A 20,961-nucleotide genomic window follows, 5' to 3' on the forward strand; every position below is an offset into this window, starting at 1 on the left:
TTCTCAGCCTATGCCTGCCCACCCCCCGGCACCATGTCCCCTTCGATCACGGCGAGGGGCCAGGATCGGCGCCTCCGACGGCGATTCTGGCGCGTATCTTGACCCTTCAGCGGATCGGGGCGTGCGTGCGAGCTATTTGGGTTGCATACGGATGGCGCCGTCAAGCCGGATGACCTCGCCGTTCAGCATCGGGTTCTCCACGATGTGGCGAACGAGTGCAGCGTACTCGCTCGGCCTACCCAGACGGGACGGATGCGGCACCTGGTGCCCGAGGGATTCCCGGGTCGCCTCCGGAAGGCCGGCCATCATCGGCGTCTCGAAGATGCCGGGTGCGATAGTCATCACCCGGATCTGCGCGCGCGCCAACTCTCGGGCGAGCGGCAGCGTCAGCGCCGCCACCGCGCCCTTGGAGGCGGCATAGGCCGGCTGCCCGATCTGCCCGTCAAACGCGGCCACACTGGCGGTGTTCACGATCACGCCCCGTTCACCGTCGATGGCACGAGTCTCGGCCATAGCCGCCGCGGCGAGCCGTGCCACGTTGAACGTTCCGATCAGATTGATCTTGATGACCCGTTCGAACGCGTCGAGTGCCAGCGGCCCCTCGCGCCCGAGCATGCGGCCGGGAGTGGCGACACCCGCGCAGTTGACCAGTATCCGCAATGGGCCGAGCTCACCGGCGGCGGACACCGCCTGCATCACCTGGTCCTCATCGGTCACGTCGGCTGGCACGAACGCCGCCCTTACCGCAGAGACCCGACCGGCTGCCCTGCGCCGAGAACGGCGGGTTCCAGACGTGGGTTCCGCCGCCGGCTCCGCCTCCACCACGACCGGGGCGGCTCCGCCCTGCTCGCGCAACTCGGCTGCGACGGCCTCGCCCGCCGACGTCGGCAGGTCGACGATGACCACGTTCACACCCGCCGCAACCAGTTCCTTCGCGGTGGCGAGGCCGAGCCCGGAGGCTCCCCCTGTGACGATGGCGGAGCATCCGTTCAATTTCATTGCTGGAATCCGTTTCGCTGGAAGTGAGTGGGGAAAAAGGTGAGTGGAGCAGATTCAGAGTCGTTCGATGATGGTCGCGTTGGCCATGCCGCCGCCTTCGCACATGGTCTGCAACCCGTATCGGCCCCCGGATGCCTCGAGTTCGCCGAGCAGGGTCGCCAGCAGTCGGGTGCCCGATGAGCCGAGCGCATGCCCGAGCGCGATCGCACCGCCGCGGGGGTTCATCCTGGCCAGATCGGCGCCGACCTCTTCGCACCACGCCAACGGGACGGGCGCGAACGCCTCGTTCACCTCGTAGGCGTCCATATCGTCGATCGACAATTCCGCCCTCTGAAACACCTTCCACGTGGCGGGTATCACCCCGGTGAGCATCAGCATCGGGTCGCTGCCGGTCACGGCGAAGTCGACGAATCGTGCTCGGGCCCTCAACCCGAGGTTGGCTGCGCGTTCGGCGCTCATGATCAGTGCGGCGGATGCCCCGTCGGTCAGTGGCGACGAGTTTCCCGGGGTGATCTTCCACTCGATCTCCGGGAATCTTTCGGCGAGCCGGTCGGTGCGAAATGCCGGTTTCAAACCGGATAGCCCCTCAAGCGTTGTTCCTGTCCGAATGGTCTCGTCGACCGTGACGGGGGGCGACGACGGCGGAAAGACGGGTACGATCTCCTGCTCGAAGTCTCCCCTGGCGGTGGCAATTCCGGCCAGTTCGTGAGAGCGGGCCGAGTACTCGTCCAGCTGGGAGCGGCTGAACCCCCACCGGGTTGCGATCAACTCGGCTGACACGCCCTGGTTGACCAGGCCGTCTGGGTAGCGCTTGGCCAGCAGTTCACCGGACGGATCCGCCCCGGCCAGCGACGACCCGAGAGGCACCCGGCTCATCGATTCCACACCGCAGGCAATCACCACATCGTTGAGTCCGGTCATCACGGTCTGCGCAGCGAAGAGGGCGGCCTGCTGGCTGGAGCCGCACTGGCGGTCGATGGTGGTGCCGGGAATCTGCTCCGGGAACCCGGCGGACAGAAGCGCGTGCCGGGCGATGTTGAAGGTCTGTTCGCCCACTTGGGACACACAGCCGGCCATCACATCGTCGACGAGTTCGGGATCGAGATTGTTGCGAGCCACCAGGGCGTCGAGCACCCCCGCGAGCAGGTCGGTCGGGTGCACCCCCGACAGGGCGCCGCCCGGCTTGCCCCGCCCGGATGGCGTACGAATCACATCGACAATCACGGCTTCGTGCATGGCGCCTCCCGCATCAGGGTCTTCGTCCTCAGCCTACGCTGGGACGGGGTGAGCCATCCGGCCCTCTCGCAGAGCTAGGCCTGAGCGGCCTCCACGTAACGGTAGAACTCAATGCCGAGGTCAGCCACGTCGGGCCCGGCTGTGGTGCCCACACGGTCGACCACGAATTCGTCAGACGCCTGTGGGGGCGAAAGCGTCGCGGCGCGCCCGTCATGCAGTGCCTCGTACTGGTGCTGGTCGAGATCGATGGGGTCGGCCAATGCCTCGGTGAAGTTGATGCGGGATGCCGCCTCGCGCCACCCGTCGGCCACGCGCATCGGCAGTGCTTCTGCGGCGTCGCCGCTGCCGTAGCCGAGAGCCAACCACTCCTGCCCGGCTACCCGGAGATCGTCGTCGTGGGCTTCTACGAAGCCGGACGCGATCCACGCCGGAAGTGCCGCGGTGTAGAGGTTGCCGAGGTCACGCATGGCGTTCTCGCCGAGGCCGAGCTTCTTCTCGACGAGGGTCGCCCAGGTCTCGGTCTTACGCAGGTGCCTGCGAACTTGGCCGGAGAGCGGGAACAGGTCGCTGGTCTCCTCGGAGACGCTCACGCCCTGCCCGCGGAACGGTGACGGCGCTGACAGCTCGGCCACCAGGGCGTCGTAGTCGACGCCCGTGGCAACACTCAGTTCGCGCAGGATCTCCTTTCCGCCGTTCACGTCGGCGGCGAGCGCGAACAGGTAGGTCATCACCCAGCCGATGGCGGGCATCTGCTGGTACGGCCGGTGCATGAACACCGAGTCGACCTCGTCGAAGTAGGCGAGGTTCGCACCGTCGCGCTTGGCGAGCATGTTCATGACGGCATGGTGCGTCGCGTCGATGTAGCAACTGGTCGAATAGCGGCCGTTGAACACCGGCAGGTCTTGCATCTGCCCGTCATCGCGCTTGGGCTGGTCCCGGAACCGGGCGAACGGCTTGCGAAAATCGACAGCCCGATAGTCGGAGTCGCTTCCCGCGCCGGCCAGGTCGATCGTCAGCAGTTTGGGATCTGATTCGAGGAGCATCGCCACGGCGCCGGCACCCTGGGTGGGCTCCCCACTGGAGCCGCGCCGGTACTCGGCGATGTCGGCCCCGACCACGATCGCCTTGCGGCCGGCACCGTCACTGGACAGGTAGCGCAGCGCCGACTTGACGCCGTACATGGCGCCGAGGCAGGCGTGCTTGAACTCGGGAACCTCGCAGTCACGAGCGAGCTCGGGTTTGCCGTTCGCGACCAGGGCGTCATTGATCATCCCCTTGACAATGATCGCACCGGCCGAATTGTCACTGGACGACTCGGTGCCGAGGGCGAGATAGCCGACGTCACGCGGGTCGATGTCATAGTCGCGGATGAGCCGCCACACGGCGTTGGCCGCCATCGTATACACGCTCTGGGCAGGCCCGCGCATGCGGAAACTCCTGCCCACCACGTTGCGTACCTTGTCCCACGATTGGTCATTCCAATCACACCACTGCTCCAATTGAACACGGTAGGGAGGCAGGTAGAGGGACAGTCCACTTATTCCGGGTACCAAGTTTGCCCTTTCCGCAAGGGTGCCGATCACTCCACCGGCACCCTGCGATATTACCAAGCGAATCCGAGCGGTATGCCGGTGGCGGTTCCGCACATCCTCATCCGGGTGGATTCGATCACGCCGAGTGCTGGCCCTGGTGCCCAGCACTTCGCACACGTATACCCCTAGCGATATTTCTCTTCACTCGCGTTGCGACGACGCCACCAGGCACCGGGTAAGCTCGGGATTGACCCTCCGGTCTGTCTTGACCGGTTGCAGCTGACCTCGATTTGGGCGGCAGGTCCTGGCAGGAGCCAGCCCTGGATTCCCCGCGTCTGCATGCAGACGATTTCCCCCATCGAGGTCACATGTATTTCGTTCCCCACCGAGGTATTTTCGTTGTTGCCATCGCGGCCAGTGCATTGCTGGTCGCAGGATGCAGCGCCGCCGGCGCCGAGCGCGCAGCGGTTGAATCCCCGGCGTCCGCCGCCCCGCCGGTCGCAGCCGCGACAACCACGTACCCGGTCACCATCGACAACTGCGGAACCGAGGTGACCTTCACCCAGGCACCGACCCGCGTGGTGACCATCAAATCGTCCACCACCGAGTTGCTGGTGGCGCTCGGGCTGACCGACCGCATCATCGGACAGGCATTCCCCGACGGACCGATGCCCACCGCAGTTGCCGGGCATTCGATCACACCGGTCGAGATTCCGGTGATCAGTGACAAGGTGCCCGGGCAGGAGGCGGTGCTTGACCTTGAGCCCGATCTGGTCTTCGCCGGCTGGGAATCCAACTTCGGCCCGGAGGGAGCTGGCGACCGCGATGCTCTGCACTCCCTCGGCGTGCTCAGCTACGTGGCGCCCTCCGCGTGCAAGGAGCCCGGGTACAAACCGGAGAAGCTCAGCTTCGACGATGTGTTCGCCGACGTCAGCGAGGCCGGAGCGATCTTCGATGTGCCGGATGCCGCCACCACACTGGTCGCTGATTCGCGTGCGGTCCTCGACGACATCGCCCCGCTGCCCGCGCCGCTCACTGCCCTCTGGTGGTCCTCTGGTGTGGACCTCCCCTACGTCGGCGCCGGCACGGGTGCCCCGCAAATGATCATGGAGGCGGCCGGGCTCACGAACGTGGCCGCGCGGGTGGACGACACGTGGACCCAGATGAGCATGGAGGCGATCGTTGACGCCAACCCACAGGTGATCGTGCTCGTCGACAGCGCCTGGAGCACCGCGGCGAAGAAGAAGGAGTTGCTGGCGGCGAACCCGGCCACGGCCGGGCTGGATGCGGTGAAGAACGAACGCTATATCGTTGCACCGTTCGCGGAGACGGAGGCGGGCGTGCGCAACGCCGACCTGGCCGCCCAGATCGCCGTCGAGGCGGCGAGGTTCACTCCCTGATGCAAACGACCGCGCTTCGGCCTGCGGCGGCCGCCGCCTCTGCGCACAGACCCGGGGCTCGCATCCGTGTCCCGGTGTTGGGTGCAGGGCTCGGCGTGGTGCTCGCCGTATCCGTATTGTTCGCGGTCACGATCGGACCCGCACAGATCACGTTCGGCGAGGCCTGGCAGTCGGTGTTCGCTCACCTGGGATTTGGTGACCCGGCGCTGTCTCCGCTGCGGGACGGGATCATCTGGCAACTGCGCATGCCACGCATCCTCACCGCCGGGGCGGTCGGCGCGGGCCTCGCACTGTGCGGCGCGGTGATGCAGGCCCTCACACGCAACCCGCTGGCCGACCCCTACCTGCTCGGCCTCTCTTCGGGCGCTTCACTCGGCGCCGTCGGCGTCATCCTGCTCGGTGTGGGCGTGCTCCTCCCGGTCGCGGCCTTCGGCGGGGCCATCGTCGCCCTGGCCGCCACACTGCTGGTGGCCAGCGCCGCCGGCACCCTCACCCCGACACGCACGATCCTGGCCGGGCTGGCTGTCTCCTCCTTCTTTGGCGCACTCACAAGTCTGGCGATCTTCTGGTCGGCCACTGGCGACACCTATCGCGAGATCCTCAGTTGGCTGCTCGGCTCCCTCTCTGGTGCCCAATGGTCGTCGGTGGCAATCGCGGGGGCGGCACTCGCGGTGGTGGGCGTTCCCCTGCTCTTCTCCGGGCGAGTTCTGGATGCGTTCGCCTTCGGCGACACGGCCGCATCCGCCCTGGGGGTGAGCGTGACCCGAACCCGCTGGATCATGCTCACTGCCACCGCCCTGCTGACCGGAGCCCTGGTGGCCGTCTCCGGTGCGATCGGATTCATCGGCCTGATCCTGCCGCACATGGTGCGGTTGGTGGTCGGCCGCGGCAACCGCCGCGTGCTGCCGCTTGCGGCCCTCACCGGCGCCATCTTCCTCATCTGGGTCGACACGGCTGCCCGCACGGTGTTCGACCCGCGCGAGCTGCCGGTCGGAATCCTCACCGCCGCGATCGGCGCCCCCGTCTTCGCCCTTCTCCTACTGCGTTCCCGGAGTTCATCATGACCCTCTCCCCCACCCGCCCCGCCCCACAGGCCCGGCCCTCAATACCGCCGGCATTCCCGCAGCCGGTCGCCGCACCGGATGCCGCAGGGCTGAGTGCGCGACGCATCAGCTTCAGCCGCCAATCCACCCTGATCATCGACGGGGTGGACTGCACCGTCCCCGTGGGCGGGTTCGCCGCAGTGATCGGCCCGAACGGAGCCGGCAAGAGCACCCTGCTGCAGGTGATCGCCGGTATCCTGCCCGCGTCGGAATCGGCCACCGCGCGCCTGGGCGACACCGATCTTGTGGGCATGCGCCGTCGGGATCGAGCGCGCATCGTCGCGTTGGCCGAGCAACACTCCGCCGAAGACTCCGGCATGCGGGTTTCCGACGTGGTGATGCTCGGACGCACCCCCCACCTCGGCCGCTGGCAGGCAGAGGGAGCAGAAGACAAGCGCATCGTGCAGGACGCCCTCGAGGCCGTATCGCTTCGTGAGTTCGCAGATCGGGCCTTCGACACTCTGTCGGGCGGCGAGCGCCAACGGGTGCACCTGGCCCGGGCACTGGCCCAGCAGCCGCGCCTGCTTCTGCTCGATGAACCCACGAACCACCTGGATGTGCACGCACAGCTGTCGCTGCTGTCTCTGGTTCGGGCGCAGACGGCCTCAGGTCTCACCGTGGTCGCCGCCCTGCACGACCTGAACATCGCGGTGGCCTACGCCGACCACGTGATCGTGCTGAAGGCCGGCCGCGTGCGGGCCGCCGGCCCCGCCCAGCAGGTGCTCACTCCCGAACTCATCTGGGACGTGTATGGGGTGCGTGCCGAGATCCTGACCAACCCGATCACCGGCCGACCACTGATCGCGTTCGACACCGGCGACCGGCCCGCATCCTGACAAAAGCCGGGCGAGACGGCGGATTCGACGTCGCGCAGACGACCCGCCACGATGGGGGCATGGAGTTTCAAACAGTGGTGGACCGCCGCCGCATGGTGCGCCGTTACCAGGCCGAGCCGGTCGCCGCCCACACCATCGACCGGATGCTGCGCAACGCCGTGCGCGCACCGAATGCAGGGTTCACCCAGGGCTGGGCGTTTCTGGTGCTCGATGAGCCCCGAGACCTGGCCCGCTTCTGGGCCGCGACCACTCCCCCGGGCACCTCCAGCAACCGCTGGCTCGACGGCATGCGCAGCGCACCGCTGATCATCGTGCCGCTGTCATCGAAAGCGGCCTATGTGCGCCGCTACGCTGAGTCGGACAAGGGCTGGCCCGCAGATGAGGAGCCGCGCTGGGCGGTGCCGTATTGGCACGTGGACGCCGGAATGGCGGCCCTTTTGATTCTGCAGACCGCCGTCGACGAGGGTCTCGGCGGCTGTCTCTTCGGGCTGCCACCCGACCGCATCCAGGCGTTCCGGGCCGAGTTCGGTGTTCCCGACGAATATTCTCCGGTGGGGGCCGTCACGCTCGGCCATCCGGAGGCTTCGGCTCAGGCGTCTGGCTCAGCGACCAGGCGTCCCCGGGTTCCCCTCGAGGAGCTCGTGCACCGCGGGCAGTGGCGCTCGTAGCTCGGCGACCGAGGGCTGGCCCGCGACTTTCCCTCAGGAGCCGAAGTGCGACTAAAATATGGTGGACGCGATCGGAGCACCACTGTGGCAGACACCATCCGCGGTGACCTCACTGCGGTCGCGCGGGCGCACAGCAACATCGCTCTGGTCAAGTACTGGGGAAAGCGCGACCCCGCCCTGAACACCCCCGCGACCGGCTCGATCTCGGTGACCCTGGATGCGCTGGCCACGGATACCCGCGTTTCGTTCGATCCGTCGCTGGCCGCCGACCAGTTTCATCTGGACGACAGGCCCGAACCGGCATCCCGGGTGAGTGCCCTGCTCGATGTGGTTCGAAGTCAGGCCGGCCTCACCCTGCATGCCCGGGTCAACAGCACGAACAACTTTCCGTCGAGCGCGGGTCTTGCCTCTTCGGCATCCGGGTTCGCGGCCCTCGCCCTCGCCGCCAGCCGCGCCGCCGGTCTTGCCCTGACCCCCAGGGAGCTCTCGGTCCTGGCCAGGCGCGGCTCCGGTTCGGCCGCACGTTCGGTGTTCGGCGGCTACGTGGAGATGCATGCCGGTACCGCAGCTTCCGGCCTGGACTCCTTCGCCGAGCAGTTGCTCCCCGGGGCGGACTGGCCGCTGTCAGTCGTGGTCGCGATCACTGAGCCCCAGCCGAAACCGGTCAGCTCCACCGCCGGGATGCTGGGCAGCGCAACGACTTCGCCGTTCTATCCGGGCTGGCTCGAGACTGCCGACCGCGACCTCGACACGATGCGACGGGCCATCACGGAGCGTGACTTTCGCACGCTAGGCGAGGAAGCCGAGCACAGCTGCCTGAAACTGCACTCCCTGATGCTGACGACGCGCCCCGCGTTGATCTATTGGAACGCGGGCACCATGGCCGCCATGCACCGGGTCATCCGCCTGCGTGAAGAAGGGCTGCCCGCTTACTTCACCATCGACGCGGGGCCGCAGGTGAAGGCTCTCTGCGCCCCCGAAGACGCGTCAGCGGTGGCCGCCGAACTGGGTGCTGTGCCCGGGGTGCGCCAGGTGCGGATCAGTGCCCTCGGCCCGGCCGCACATCTCGTGGATGACATGGCCCCAGCTGAACCCGGGAACCCCTGATGATCAGGCCGCTCCACTCGCGGGCCCCCGGCAAGCTGTTCCTGATCGGCGAATACGCCGTGCTCGACGGGGCGCCGGCCCTGCTGACAGCCGTCGACCGGTACGTCGAGGTCACCCTGCGTCCATCGCCCGACGACCTCTGGCGGGTGGCCATGCCCGGCACCGGTATCGACCCGATCACCCTCGGGGTCGACGGGGGGTTACCGGACGGCCTGAGCCGCCGCCAGCGTGAGTCCCTGCGCGTGTTCGACGCGGTGCGGGGCGAGGTGCTCTCTGCGGCAACGCGGCCTCCCTCACCGTTGGAAATCTCGATCGACAGCCAAATCTTCCACGAGGGTGGGGCAAAGCTGGGGCTCGGATCCAGCGCCGCGGTCGCTGTTGCGCTCACCCATGCCCTAGCCCGCGCCTGTGACCTTCGCCTTGATTCCGGGCACGTGCGAGAGCTCGCAGACACCGCCCATCGTGCGGCACAGGGCGGAGTCGGCTCGGGTGGCGACGTGGCAGCCTCCAGCCACGGCGGCCTGATCGAATTCACCCCCGGCCGGGATCCTGTTCCCCTCACCTGGCCCACCGACCTGGAAATGATGGTGGTCACAACCGGGCAGGGCGCAGTCACCACCGATCTGGTCGGCCGGGTGCGCGCCTTACGCGCAGATGACCCCACCCGGTATCAGCGACTGATCGACCGTCTGGCTGCCCTGGCACGATCAGCACGGGACACCCTCGGCGACACGGACAGTTTTCTCCGACTCTGCTCGAACTACTTCGATGCGCTCAGCGAACTCGACGCCGCGACCCGTGCTGGCATCATCACCGACCGCCACCGCGAATTGCACACCCTGGCCGCGGCTCACGGCGGCGTGTTCAAAACCTCGGGAGCCGGTGGCGGCGATGTCGGTCTGGCGTTCAGCCGCTCCGGCGAACCCGCAACGCGGCTGGCCGACGCCCTGGTCGCGGCCGGAGCCGATATCATTCCACTGTCCGGCGGAGCGCCGGGCGTTCACCCAGGAGGCGGAGATGGCTGACTCACGCCTACCCAAATTTCACAAACTGTCTGTCGATGATCGGCTTGCGCTGCTGCGCGACCACGGGGCACTCACACAGGCCGACTACGAGGCGCTGCTCGGCGGGAAGTACGTCTTGACCCCGGAACAGGCCGACCGCCTGACTGAGAATGTGATCGGCACTTTCTCACTCCCCCTTGGACTCGGTCTCAACTTCCAGCTCAACGACCGTGACTACCTGGTGCCGATGGTGGTGGAGGAGCCGTCCATCATTGCGGCGGTGAGTTCCGCCGCGAAAGTGGTGCGCCGCGCGGGCGGATTCACCACGTCGTCGGATGAGCCGTTGCTGATCGGACAGTTGCAGATCCTCGATCTGGATGAGCCGCTGAAAGCGATCGCTGTTCTCGAAGCGCGCAAAGACGAGGTGATCGCATTGGCGAACAGCGGACACCCGAACATGGTGCGCCGCGGTGGGGGCGCTCGTGACCTGGAAGTGTTCCGGCACGCGCGAACCGCGAAGAACGGTGATCTGGTGGTCGCCCACCTGGTGGTCGACACCCGTGACGCGATGGGTGCCAACCTCGTCAACTCGATGTGTGAGGCGGTGGCACCGCTCGTCGAACAGATCACCGGCGGACGAGTCTTCCTCCGGATCCTGTCGAACCTCACCGACCGGGCGCTGGTGCGCGCCCGCGCTATGGTTCCTGCTGCGTTGTTGGAGACCTCCGAATTCAGCGGCGAACGCGTGCGAGATGGAATAGTGCTCGCCAGCGAGTTCGCCGAGCTCGACCCGTATCGGGCAACCACCCACAACAAGGGCATCATGAACGGAATCGATGCCGTGGCGCTCGCGACCGGCAACGACTGGCGGGCGATCGAGGCCGCCGCACACGCGTTCGCAGCCCGCGACGGACGCTACTCGCCGCTGACCCGTTGGTCAGTGGATGAAACGGGTGCTCTGGTCGGCGAACTGGAAATGCCGCTCAAGGTGGGCACCGTCGGCGGACAGGTGGAGTCGAATCCCGCGGTGAAGCTGGCACACACGCTGCTCGGGGTGCGCTCGGCGACCGAACTGGCCGAGGTGATGGCTGCCGTTGGCCTGGCCCAGAATATGGCTGCCCTCCGGGCCCTCTCGACCGAGGGAATCCAGCCCGGGCACATGCGCCTGCATGCCCGTGCCGTGGCTGTGGCGGCCGGAGCCGACCGCGGAATCTTCGACGAAGTGGTTTCACGGCTGGTCGCCAGCGGTGACATCAAGGTGTGGAAGGCCAGGCGCATCATCGACCAGGTGAACCAGGGGCTGCCCCCGACCGGCGCGATCAGCGTCATCGACCGCGCCGCAATCGATGCGGCCAGGGCGGCCAATGCCAGGTCCGCACCGATTCCCGCGGGCGCCACCGATGCCGACCAGGTCGGCTACGGAAAGATCATCGTGCTCGGGGAGCACGCGGTCGTCTACGGCGGCCACGCGATCGCGGCCCCGATCAACCTGTCGATTCGGGCGCGAGCAGAAAAACGCCCCTCGGGGCTCAACGTGTCGATCCCCGACTGGGACATGCGCGTCGCACCCGATCAGCCGGTCGGAGTCGACACGTTGCAACAGGTGGCGGCTCTCATCACCGGCCGCCTGGGGGTGGCCGATGAGGGCATCCACGTGGACGTGTTCGCTCACCTGCCGCGTGCGAGTGGGCTGGGGGCCTCGGCCGCTCTGGCCGTCGCGGTGATCCGCGCGGTGGCTGGCTGCTTCAACATCTCCCTGTCCGACCGCGCGGTCTCCGAGCTGGCCTACGAGTGCGAACAGATCGTGCACGGCACTCCGAGCGGCATCGACAACACCGTGGCGACGTTCGGTCGACCGATCCTGTACCGCAAGGCGGATGCCACCGCCCAGAGTGAGATCCAAGGCATCTACACCCCCCAGCCGATCCCGATCGTGATCGGGCTCACCGGGGTGAAGTCGTTGACCGCTCACACGGTCGGGCGCGTGCGCGAGGCGTGGAAGCGCAACCCGACCCGCTACGAGCAGATCTTTACACAGATCAACGACCTCGCACTGGCTGGAGCAGACGCGATGGAGTCCGGCAACCTGATCGAGCTCGGGGAACTGATGAACATCAACCAGGGCATGCTCAACGCGCTGCAGGTCTCCAGCCCGGAGCTTGAGGAACTGGTGGACATCGCCCGGCGGGCGGGAGCGCTCGGGGCGAAACTCACGGGCGGCGGTGGCGGCGGCGCGATGATCGCGTTGGCCGGGCCCGACGGCAGTGAGCCCATTATGAACGCGATGCGCCGGGCCGGCTACCGCAGTTTTCTCACTGAGATCCGCTGACCGCGCAGACTCCCGCAGAGCGTGCACCACTTGGAACGCTTCGCGCAAGTTCGAACCGGAGCGATGGGTTCCCGATGGCGCCCGTGTCGCCGGTGCTGCCGGTGCCGATGTCGCCGGTGTCGCCACGGATGCCCCCTCTCGGGCATCCGTCGGGTCGGATTTCTCGCGTGCGGGAGAGCAGCATGACGCATCAGACCACACGGTCACTGGTCAAACTTTCGCAGCCGCCTCGGTGCGCGCGCCCCTTGGCACGCTGCGCCCCCGTTGGAAAGAGCGCGAAGCGTGCCAAGGGGCGCGAGCCTCAAGGGATGGGTGTCAGGCCGCGGGGTCAGGCGTCAGCGTGTACTTCGTATACAGGTACTCGTGGATGCCCTCGAGCCCGCCCTCGCGGCCGAGGCCAGACTGCTTAACGCCGCCGAACGGCGCCGCGGCGTTCGAGATGACGCCCATGTTCAGGCCCATCATGCCGGTCTGCAGCCGGTCGATCATGCGCTGGCCGCGGGAAAGGTTCTCGGTGTAGACATAGGCGACAAGCCCGTACTCGGTGTCGTTGGCCAGCCTGACCGCCTCGTCCTCGTCGTCGAACGGAACAATCGACAGCACCGGCCCAAAGATCTCCTCACGCAAGATATCGCTGCCGGCAACAACTCCGGAGATCACGGTCGGCTCGTAGAAGCTGCCCTCCCGGTCAACCTTCGCGCCGCCGGTTCGCAGGGTCGCGCCGCGTTTCAGCGCATCCTGCACCAGCTCGTCGGCCTTGGCCACCGCCTTGTTGTCGATCAGCGGCCCGATCACGACACCGTCCTCCGTGCCGCGGCCGATCGCGAACGAGTTCACCCGGTCGGTCACCCGTCGGGCGAACTCGTCGGCGATCGACGAATGCACGATGAACCGGTTCGCTGCGGTGCACGCCTGGCCGATGTTGCGGAACTTCGCAGCGATGGCACCTTCGACAGCCTTGTCGAGGTCGGCATCCTCGAAGATGACGAACGGCGCGTTTCCGCCCAGCTCCATCGAGGTGCGCAGTACAACGCGGGCCGACTGCTCGATCAGCCGCTGGCCGACCGGAGTGGAACCGGTGAAGCTCAGCTTGCGCAGCCGCGGGTCGCCGATGATCGGGGCGGAGACCGCACCGGAGGTCGAGGTGGTGATCACGTTCACCACGCCCTTGGGCAGGCCGACCTCTTCCAACAGTTTCACGAAGTGCAGTGTGGACAGCGGGGTGAGGGCGGCCGGCTTCACGACCACAGTGCAGCCGGCGGCGAGCGCCGGGGCAATCTTGCGGGTCGCCATGGCCAGCGGGAAGTTCCACGGGGTGATCAGGAAGCTGGGACCCACCGGGTGCTGCGAGACGATCATGCGGCCGGTGCCCTCGGGGTTGGGTCCGTAACGGCCGGTGATGCGCACAGCCTCCTCGCCGAACCAGCGCACGAACTCGGAGGCATACTTCACTTCGCCGAGGGACTCGGCCAGCGGCTTGCCCATCTCGACGGTCATCAGCAGTGCGAACTCGTCCTGTCGCTCGATCAGCAGGTCGAAAGCGCGTCGCAACAGGTCACCGCGAAAACGCGGCGAGGTGGCAGCCCAGGCGTCTTGCGCCGCGACGGCCGCATCCAGCGCGCCGATCCCGTCTTTGATGCTCGCGTCGGCGATCGAGGCGATCACCTGGTTGTTGGACGGGTCACGCACGTCAAGGGTGGCACCAGTTGTCGAATCCACCCATTCCCCACCGATGAACAGTTGGTGAGGAACACGGGCGAGGAGGTCGGCTTCGGTCAGCACGGTCTCGGTCAGCGCAGTCATGGGCTCTCTTCTTCTTTTTCTACTTGTTTCTCAAGGTTTCGGGCCGGCACCCTCGTGGCGCAGACCGCTCCAGTTTACTCGCCAATACCGGGTCAGTACGAGGAGCGCTCGGGGCCTTCATCCCTCGACAACCAGCGGGCTGTGAGCTCTTCGGATCCGCGTGCCAGCAGCGCGACATCCGCCCCGACAAGCACGAACGAAACGCCCGCGGCCAGATACGCCTCGGCCGCATCGGGGTCGAAGGCGTTCACCCCGACCGGCTTGCCGACGGCCCGCACCGCGTCGAAGGCCCGAACGACGGCGGCTGTGACCTCCGGGTGCGTCTGCTGCCCGAGAAGGCCCATGGAGGCGGACAGGTCACTCGGCCCGATGAACACGCCGTCGATCCCGTCGACTGCTGCGATCTCGGACGCGGCCTCCACGCCCTGGGAGGTTTCGATCTGCACGAACAGCGAAACGTGTGAGTCGGCGTCGGTGAGGTAGTCGTCGACCCGGTTCCAGCGCGCCGACCGGGCGAGTGCCGAACCCACACCGCGTCGCCCGCGAGGCGGATATCGCACGGCTTCAACCACGGTGCGGGCGTCATCGGCCGAGGAGATCATCGGTACGAGGATGTTCTGCGCGCCGAGGTCGAGGACCTGTTTGATGGCCACCACATCACCGATTGGCACGCGCACCACAGGTGTCACGGGGTATGCCGCCACTGCCTGCAGTTGCGTGAGGGTCGACTCGAGCGTGTTCGGCGAGTGCTCCATGTCGATGAGCAGCCAGTCAAGCCCGGCGCCGGCGCAGATCTCTGCCACCAGAGGGCTGCCTGAACACACCCACATTCCGACCAGCGGGCGGGGCGAGGCGGCCAGTCGATCGCGGAAGGTCGGATCTAGACGAAGCGACACGAGATGGTCCCCAGTTCTCGATAGTCGGCGAGCACGGTGTCGCCCGGGTGCACCCACATCGGCTGGGTGAACGACCCCGCAAGTACGATCTCACCCGCTTCGAGCCGGTCACCGTGCTGGGCGAGCTTGTTCGCCAACCAGACGACGCCGCTCGCCGGGTGGTTCAGCACGGCGGCGGCCACACCGGTCTCCTCGATCATCTCGTTGCGGTACAGCAGTGCCGAGACCCACCGCAGGTCGACGTCGTCGGGCCGCACCGGATTGCCGCCGTAGACCATGCCGCCGAGCGCGGCGTTGTCACTGATGGTGTCGACAATGGTGCGTCCTTCCATCTCAACGCGAGAGCTGAGGATCTCCAACGCCGGAACGACGTATTCGGTCGCGCGCAATACATCGAAGACCGTGACATCGGGGCCTTCGACTGGCTCGGCGAGCACGAATGCCAGCTCGACCTCGATGCGCACGTTCGAGAACCGGGCGTGCTCGATGACCGAGCCGTTCTCGTACACCTGGTCGGCGAAGATCGCACCGTAGTCCGGTTCGGTGATGCCGGTGGCCACCTGCATCACCTTTGAGGTGAGCCCGATCTTGCGCCCGATCTGCCTGCGGCCGGCCTCGATGCCGCGCCGGCGCCACTCGTTCTGCACGGCGTAGGAATCCTCCACCGTCATTGACTCGTGGCGCGCTGTCAACAGGGGCACCATGGTGCGATTCCGCTCCGCCTCAGCCAGCTCATCCGCGATCTGTGCGATGGTCTCCGAATCGAGCATCCCATTCTTCCTTCCTACAAACAGCGATCAGGTCTGCATTCCCGGCGGCGTGCTGCTCATCGCGCCGTACCATTCATTGCGGCGAAGCCGATACTTCTATACAGGCGTGAAGCTTTGCCGACGTGCAGATCTACCGACGTGCAGACGTGCAGTCTCGCACACTGTGCCTCAGAGCTGGTGGCCGAGCTTGTACTCGCCCTGCTTCCACGATGGCAACCCTTCAGGCTCGTCGCCCTTGCGGGTGTACGAGAAACCGTCGGCGCCTATGGTCACCGCCAGTTCGGAGGTGTCGGTGCGCGCCACCACCGGCTGTGGGTTGCCGTCGAGGTCGAGCACGAGCGAAGCGTCGGTGTACCAGGAGGGAACCACCGGGTTTCCCCACCAGTCGCGGCGCTGGTTGTCGTGCACGTCCCAGGTGACGACCGGGTTGTCGGGGTCTCCGGTGTAGTAGTCCTGCGTGTAGATCTCGACTCGGTGCCCATCCGGGTCACGCAGGTAGAGGTAGAACGCGTTCGAGACACCGTGCCGGCCCGGGCCGCGCTCGATCGCATCCGAGCGGCGGAGCGCCCCGAGCTTGTCGCAGATCGAGATGATGTTGTGCTTCTCGTGGGTGGCGAACGCGATGTGGTGCATGCGCGGGCCGTCGCCGCCGGTCATGGCGGTATCGTGCACGGTGGGCTTGCGGCGCATCCACGCGGCATAGGTCGTGCCCGCCTCGTCCTGAATGTCCTCGGTCACCCGAAACCCGAGATCCTCCATGTACGCGACCGCGCGCGGCACGTTCGGGGTGACCTGGTTGAAGTGGTCCAGCCGCACGAGGGCGCCGGGGGTGTACAGCTCATAGCGCCAGGCGAGGCGCTCGACGTGCTCGACATCGTGGAAGAACTCGTACGGGAAGCCCAGTGGATCCTCCACACGCACCGAATCGCCGATGCCCCTGGTGAAGCCCTCCGCGCGCCGTTCGACCCGGCATGCGAGCTCCTCGTAGAAGGCGACCGCCTTGTCGAGATCCTCGGGGGAGCGCACGCGGTACGAGAACGCCGCAACCGCGGCGACCGGGCCCTGGCGCAGCACCAGGTTGTGGTGGATGAACTCCTCAAGTGGCCGCAGGTAGATGCTGCTCTCGTCTTCCCAGGTGACCACGAGGTCCAGCACGTCCACGTAGAACGCGCGCGACGCCGCGAGGTCGGTGACGACGATCTCCATGTAGGCGCAGCGCAGGATGTCGGGAGCTGGGGATTTCGGCGTGGGAATCCTCGCCGAAGTGGGGATCGGGGTTTCCGCCGTGACGACGGGTTCCGGCGAATCGGGGGTGATGGTGCTCATGTCAGCGTCCTTGGCTTGTCGGGGGTGGAGTGTGTCTGGCGACGGTCGGTTCAGCGGGGGTCGGGGTTGTCAAGTGACGCCTCGAAGGTCTCCGACTTGCCGAAGGTGGGGTTGTGCACGGCGCCGAGCGTGATGTGCACGGCCTGCTGGTCGGTGTAGAAGTCAATCGAGCGGTAGCCGCCCTCGTGTCCGAGGCCAGACGCCTTCACTCCGCCGAACGGTGTGCGAAGGTCGCGCACGTTATTGGAGTTCAGCCACACCATGCCGGCCTCGATCGCCTGCGAGAAATTGTGCGCGCGTTTGAGGTCGTTGGTCCACAGGTACGCGGCCAAACCGTATTTCACCCCGTTGGCGAGTTCCAGGGCTTCTTCGTCGGTGTCGAACGGGGTGATCGCCACGACCGGCCCGAAGATCTCCTCCTGGAAGATTCGCGCATCCGGCGCCACATCGGCGAAGACCGTCGGCGCGACGAAGTTGCCCTGCTCGAACCCCTCGGCGCGGCCGCCGCCGGCAACCAGGCGTCCCTCCGATTTGCCGATCTCGATGTAGCTCATCACCTTGTCGTAGTGCTCGGGGTGTACGAGCGCCCCGACCTCGGTCTTCGGATCATGCGGGTATCCGACGATCACGCGCTTCGCCTGCGCGGCGTAGCGCTCGACGAACTCGTCATAGATCGACCGCTCCACCAGAATGCGGCTGCCCGCAGTGCAGCGCTCGCCGTTGAGCGAGAAGACACCGAAGATGGTCGCATCGATCGCGGCGTCGAGGTCGGCGTCGGCGAACACGATGGCGGGAGACTTGCCGCCGAGTTCCATCGACAGGCCCTTGAGGAAAGGCGCAGCATTGGCGAAGATCAACTGGCCGGTGCTGCTCTCGCCGGTGAAGGAGATGAGCGGCACATCGGGGTGCTTCACCAGCGCGTCACCCGCATCCTCGCCGAGCCCGTTGACGAGATTGAAGACGCCTTGGGGCAGCCCCGCCTCTTCAAAGATGCCCGCCCACAGCGATGCCGACAGCGGGGTGAACTCTGCGGGTTTGAGCACGACGGTGTTCCCCGTGGCCAACGCAGGGCCGAGCTTCCAGGACTCGAGCATGAATGGGGTGTTCCACGGGGTGATGAGGCCCGCAACGCCGATCGGCTTGCGGTTGACGTAGTTGATCTGACGACCCGGCACCTTGTAGGTGTCGTCGGCCTGGGCCACGATCAGGTCGGCGAAGAAGCGGAAGTTCTCGGCGGCACGGCGAGCCTGGCCGAGGGCCTGGGTGATCGGCAGGCCCGAGTCGAAGCTCTCCAGCTCGGCGAGCCGGGCATCACGGGACTCGACGATGTTCGCGATGTTGTGCAGGATGCGTGAGCGCTCGCGTGGCAGCATCGTCGGCCACGGGCCTTCGGTGAACGCGCGCCTGGCCGCCGCGACGGCCAGGTCGATGTCGGCCTTCTTTCCGGCGGCCGCCTGCAGGTAGGTCTCATTCGAGACCGGGTCGAGCACGTCGAACGTGTCGCCATCGACCGAGTCGACGAACTCGCCGTCGATGTAGTGCTGGATACGGGTGGGCAAATCGGCGGGGACGTGCCGGGTGTCACGTGCGGTGTCGGTCATTGGGGCCTCCGGATCAGTGGGAGTGGATGTCGGATGGTTGGTGGCTGTCGGCATTGCGACGTGCGGCAGTGAATGCGTCAATGGTGCGCCACCGGTGGTTGCGCGCGGCCAACTCGATTTCGAGGGGGTCGGCATCGGCTCGAATCAGGTTGAGGATCTCGGCGTGTTCTTCCACAGAATGGTGGGCGCGGCCGGGCACGAACGAGAACGTTGAGTCGCGCAGGCCGGACAGCCTGGACCAGCCGCGATAGACCAGTTCACGCAGTTGCACGTTGGGGCAGGGCTCGAACAGGACGGAGTGGAACTGCTGGTTGAGGGTGGTGAACATGTGGGCGTCGAAGTGGTCGAGCAGTTGGCACATTCGCTCGTTGATCTCCTTCGCCTGGGTGAGGTCATCGGTGGTGAGCCACGGCGCGGACAGGGCGGTGGCCGCGCCCTCGACAATGCCCAGGGCCTGCATGGTGTCGACGTACTCGTCGGGGTCGACGAGCGACACGCGCGCCCCGACATTGCGCTCGAAGGTGACGAGGCCTTCGGCCTCAAGCCTGCGGATCGCCTCGCGCACGGGCACGACACTCATGTTCAATCCGTCGGCGATGGGGCCGAGCACCAGGCGAAAGCCTGGGCCGTACTCGTGGCGGGAGATCCGTTCGCGGATCCAGTGATAGGCACGCTCGGATTTGCTGGAGGCGGCCAGTGCGATCTGGGTCACCGTGCGTCCTCCGCGGGTTTCGGCTCGGCCGGACGAGCGTCGTATTTCGCCCGCCACTCGGCATTCATGGGAAACAAGCCGTCGATGGGGTTCCCCGCAGTCACCTGGTCGGCGACCCAGGCGTCTTCGTCCTCCTGCGCCAGTGCCGCATCCACAACCTCTTCGACGAGGCCGGGAGGGATGACGATCACGCCGTCGCCGTCGCCGACGATGATGTCGCCCGGCTGCACGGCCGTGCCGCCGCATCCGATCGTCACGTCGTGGTCCCACGGCACATGCTTGCGCCCGAGAACCGCGGGGTGGGCACCGACGGAGTAGATGGGGAGGCCGACCTCGGCGACGGCGTCGTAATCGCGGATGCCGCCGTCGGTGACGATGCCGGCGGCACCCTTCGCGCGGGCGCGGAGTGCGAGCACGTCGCCGAGAGTGCCGGAGCCGGTCTCGCCCCGAGCCTCGATGACGATCACTTCGCCCGCGGCGACGGCGTCGAACACGCGCTTCTGTGCGTTGTAGCCGCCGCCGTGAGTCTTGAACAGGTCTTCGCGGCCGGGCACGAACCGCAAGGTCTTGGCCGTGCCGACGATCTTGGTACCTGCATGCATGGGGCGCACGCCGTCGATGGTGACGTTGTTCAGCCCGCGCTTGCGCAGTTGCCCCGACAGCGCCGCGACGGGCACCAGCTCGAGTTTGCGTCGCACCTCGGCGGTGAGCCCGCCCGCCGAGGGTGGCTCTTCGCCGGCGAGCCCCGCGGCGGCCGCGGAGCCCCAGGCCTCGGTGCGCTGGGTGTCGTCGACAGAGGGAAGCGAGCCGAGCGCGGGGTCAAATTCCGCTGTGCCCTGCGTGACAGTGGTGACGAGCCTCCCCGACGTCGGCGCACCAGCAGAGCCCGGGGAATCCACTTCCACTTCGACCACGTCGCCGGGCACGACCACGGATGAACCGGCCGGCGTGCCGGTGAGGATCACGTCGCCCGGCTCGAGAGTGAAGTGTTGCGACAGGTCTGCCACCAGCTGGGGGAGCGTGAACAGCAGATCGGCCGTCGTGTCGTCCTGGGCGGGCCGGCCGTTGACCCAGGTGCGCACGCGCAGGGACGCCGGTTCGACCGCGCTCGCGTCGATCAGTGTGGGGCCGATCGGGGTGAAGCCGTCACCACCCTTCGACCGCACATTCGAGCCCTTGTCATTCGCGCGCAAGTCGTAGAGGCCAAAGTCGTTCGCGGCTGTCACCGAGGCGACATGGGACCAGGCATCTGCCAGCGATACCCGCCGCGCACTCGTTCCGATGACCAGTGCCACCTCGCCCTCGAAGGCGAGAAGCTCGGTGCCGGCAGGCCGCTCGATGGTGCCGCCCGATGCGGCAACCGAGCTCGACGGTTTGAAGAAATACGACGGCGCGGCAGGGCGGCGGCCACGCTGGGCGGCGCGGGACGGGTAGCTGAGGTGAATGGCGATGATCTTGCCGGGCCGCCCGGGAAGGGCGGAGAAGCGGGCATCGCCGGCATCCGACAGATGGCTGCCATATGCGGTGTCGTTGTTCATGAGCTCCCTCGCTCTTGCGTCGTATTTGAAATCGTATATGATCCTAATCAGGACGGCAAGCCACCCGAGGGAATGTCAGTCACGACAGTGAAACCAGCAGC

The 20,961-nt window shown here is 66.9% G+C and carries 17 protein-coding genes; 7 read left to right on the forward strand and 10 right to left on the reverse strand.

What is annotated here, in order from left to right; genetic code table 11:
- Window positions 1-132: 132 nt before the first annotated feature.
- The 3 genes from DL891_RS01460 to DL891_RS01470 all read right to left on the reverse strand — a co-directional run bounded on the left by DL891_RS01460 (window position 133) and on the right by DL891_RS01470 (window position 3,944).
- Window positions 133-999 carry an SDR family NAD(P)-dependent oxidoreductase gene (locus DL891_RS01460; protein WP_111718625.1) on the reverse strand — a complete coding sequence of 289 codons (867 nt, stop codon included), beginning with the start codon at window positions 997-999 and terminating at the stop codon, window positions 133-135.
- A 54-nt stretch (window positions 1,000-1,053) separates the two neighbouring features.
- On the reverse strand, window positions 1,054-2,235 hold the full coding sequence (locus DL891_RS01465) for a thiolase family protein (protein WP_111718626.1): 1,182 nt from the start codon (window positions 2,233-2,235) through the stop codon (window positions 1,054-1,056).
- A 74-nt stretch (window positions 2,236-2,309) separates the two neighbouring features.
- Window positions 2,310-3,944 carry a hypothetical protein gene (locus DL891_RS01470; protein WP_368665610.1) on the reverse strand — a complete coding sequence of 545 codons (1,635 nt, stop codon included), beginning with the start codon at window positions 3,942-3,944 and terminating at the stop codon, window positions 2,310-2,312.
- A 191-nt stretch (window positions 3,945-4,135) separates the two neighbouring features.
- Between DL891_RS01470 and DL891_RS01475 the strand changes: the two genes are divergently transcribed.
- The 7 genes from DL891_RS01475 (at window position 4,136) to DL891_RS01505 (ending at window position 12,214) form a co-directional block, all read left to right on the forward strand.
- Window positions 4,136-5,167, forward strand: a complete 1,032-nt coding sequence (locus DL891_RS01475; protein WP_111718627.1) for a putative F420-0 ABC transporter substrate-binding protein — start codon at window positions 4,136-4,138, stop codon at window positions 5,165-5,167.
- Entirely contained in the window at window positions 5,167-6,231 is a 1,065-nt protein-coding gene (locus tag DL891_RS01480) for a putative F420-0 ABC transporter permease subunit (protein WP_111718628.1), read from the forward strand. Before DL891_RS01475 ends, DL891_RS01480 begins: the two co-directional genes overlap by 1 nt.
- A complete protein-coding gene (locus tag DL891_RS01485; RefSeq protein WP_111718629.1) occupies window positions 6,228-7,106 on the forward strand; it encodes an ABC transporter ATP-binding protein in 879 nt (292 codons plus the stop codon). The genes DL891_RS01480 and DL891_RS01485 overlap by 4 nt, the downstream gene beginning before the upstream one ends.
- A gap of 59 nt (window positions 7,107-7,165) precedes the next feature.
- Window positions 7,166-7,774: a nitroreductase family protein gene (locus tag DL891_RS01490; protein ID WP_111718630.1), complete on the forward strand. Its 609-nt coding sequence runs from the start codon at window positions 7,166-7,168 to the stop codon at window positions 7,772-7,774.
- Window positions 7,775-7,858: 84 nt separating this feature from the next.
- Window positions 7,859-8,881: a diphosphomevalonate decarboxylase gene (gene mvaD / locus DL891_RS01495; RefSeq protein ID WP_198668720.1), complete on the forward strand. Its 1,023-nt coding sequence runs from the start codon at window positions 7,859-7,861 to the stop codon at window positions 8,879-8,881.
- Complete coding sequence (locus tag DL891_RS01500) at window positions 8,881-9,906, forward strand: mevalonate kinase (protein ID WP_111718631.1); 1,026 nt, start codon at window positions 8,881-8,883, stop codon at window positions 9,904-9,906. Before mvaD ends, DL891_RS01500 begins: the two co-directional genes overlap by 1 nt.
- Window positions 9,899-12,214 carry a hydroxymethylglutaryl-CoA reductase, degradative gene (locus DL891_RS01505; RefSeq protein WP_111718632.1) on the forward strand — a complete coding sequence of 772 codons (2,316 nt, stop codon included), beginning with the start codon at window positions 9,899-9,901 and terminating at the stop codon, window positions 12,212-12,214. The genes DL891_RS01500 and DL891_RS01505 overlap by 8 nt, the downstream gene beginning before the upstream one ends.
- A gap of 315 nt (window positions 12,215-12,529) precedes the next feature.
- Here DL891_RS01505 and DL891_RS01510 read toward each other — a convergent pair whose 3' ends face one another.
- The 7 genes from DL891_RS01510 to DL891_RS01540 all read right to left on the reverse strand — a co-directional run bounded on the left by DL891_RS01510 (window position 12,530) and on the right by DL891_RS01540 (window position 20,860).
- Window positions 12,530-14,017, reverse strand: coding sequence for an NAD-dependent succinate-semialdehyde dehydrogenase (locus tag DL891_RS01510; RefSeq protein WP_111718633.1), 1,488 nt, complete (start codon window positions 14,015-14,017; stop codon window positions 12,530-12,532).
- Between the two features lie 92 nt (window positions 14,018-14,109).
- Entirely contained in the window at window positions 14,110-14,913 is an 804-nt protein-coding gene (locus DL891_RS01515) for an HpcH/HpaI aldolase/citrate lyase family protein (RefSeq protein ID WP_111718634.1), read from the reverse strand.
- Window positions 14,898-15,683, reverse strand: a complete 786-nt coding sequence (hpaH, locus tag DL891_RS01520; protein WP_111718635.1) for a 2-oxo-hept-4-ene-1,7-dioate hydratase — start codon at window positions 15,681-15,683, stop codon at window positions 14,898-14,900. Before hpaH ends, DL891_RS01515 begins: the two co-directional genes overlap by 16 nt.
- 168 nt (window positions 15,684-15,851) lie before the next feature.
- Entirely contained in the window at window positions 15,852-17,009 is a 1,158-nt protein-coding gene (gene hpaD / locus DL891_RS01525; protein ID WP_111718636.1) for a 3,4-dihydroxyphenylacetate 2,3-dioxygenase, read from the reverse strand.
- Between the two features lie 50 nt (window positions 17,010-17,059).
- Window positions 17,060-18,610, reverse strand: coding sequence for a 5-carboxymethyl-2-hydroxymuconate semialdehyde dehydrogenase (gene hpaE, locus DL891_RS01530; RefSeq protein WP_111718637.1), 1,551 nt, complete (start codon window positions 18,608-18,610; stop codon window positions 17,060-17,062).
- A 13-nt stretch (window positions 18,611-18,623) separates the two neighbouring features.
- Window positions 18,624-19,322 carry a GntR family transcriptional regulator gene (locus DL891_RS01535; RefSeq protein WP_232818950.1) on the reverse strand — a complete coding sequence of 233 codons (699 nt, stop codon included), beginning with the start codon at window positions 19,320-19,322 and terminating at the stop codon, window positions 18,624-18,626.
- Window positions 19,319-20,860 carry a fumarylacetoacetate hydrolase family protein gene (locus tag DL891_RS01540; protein WP_111718638.1) on the reverse strand — a complete coding sequence of 514 codons (1,542 nt, stop codon included), beginning with the start codon at window positions 20,858-20,860 and terminating at the stop codon, window positions 19,319-19,321. The genes DL891_RS01535 and DL891_RS01540 overlap by 4 nt, the downstream gene beginning before the upstream one ends.
- Between the last annotated feature and the right edge of the window lie 101 nt (window positions 20,861-20,961).

It is taken from the genome of Homoserinimonas sp. OAct 916 (assembly GCF_003260275.1).
GTDB lineage: Bacteria > Actinomycetota > Actinomycetes > Actinomycetales > Microbacteriaceae > OACT-916.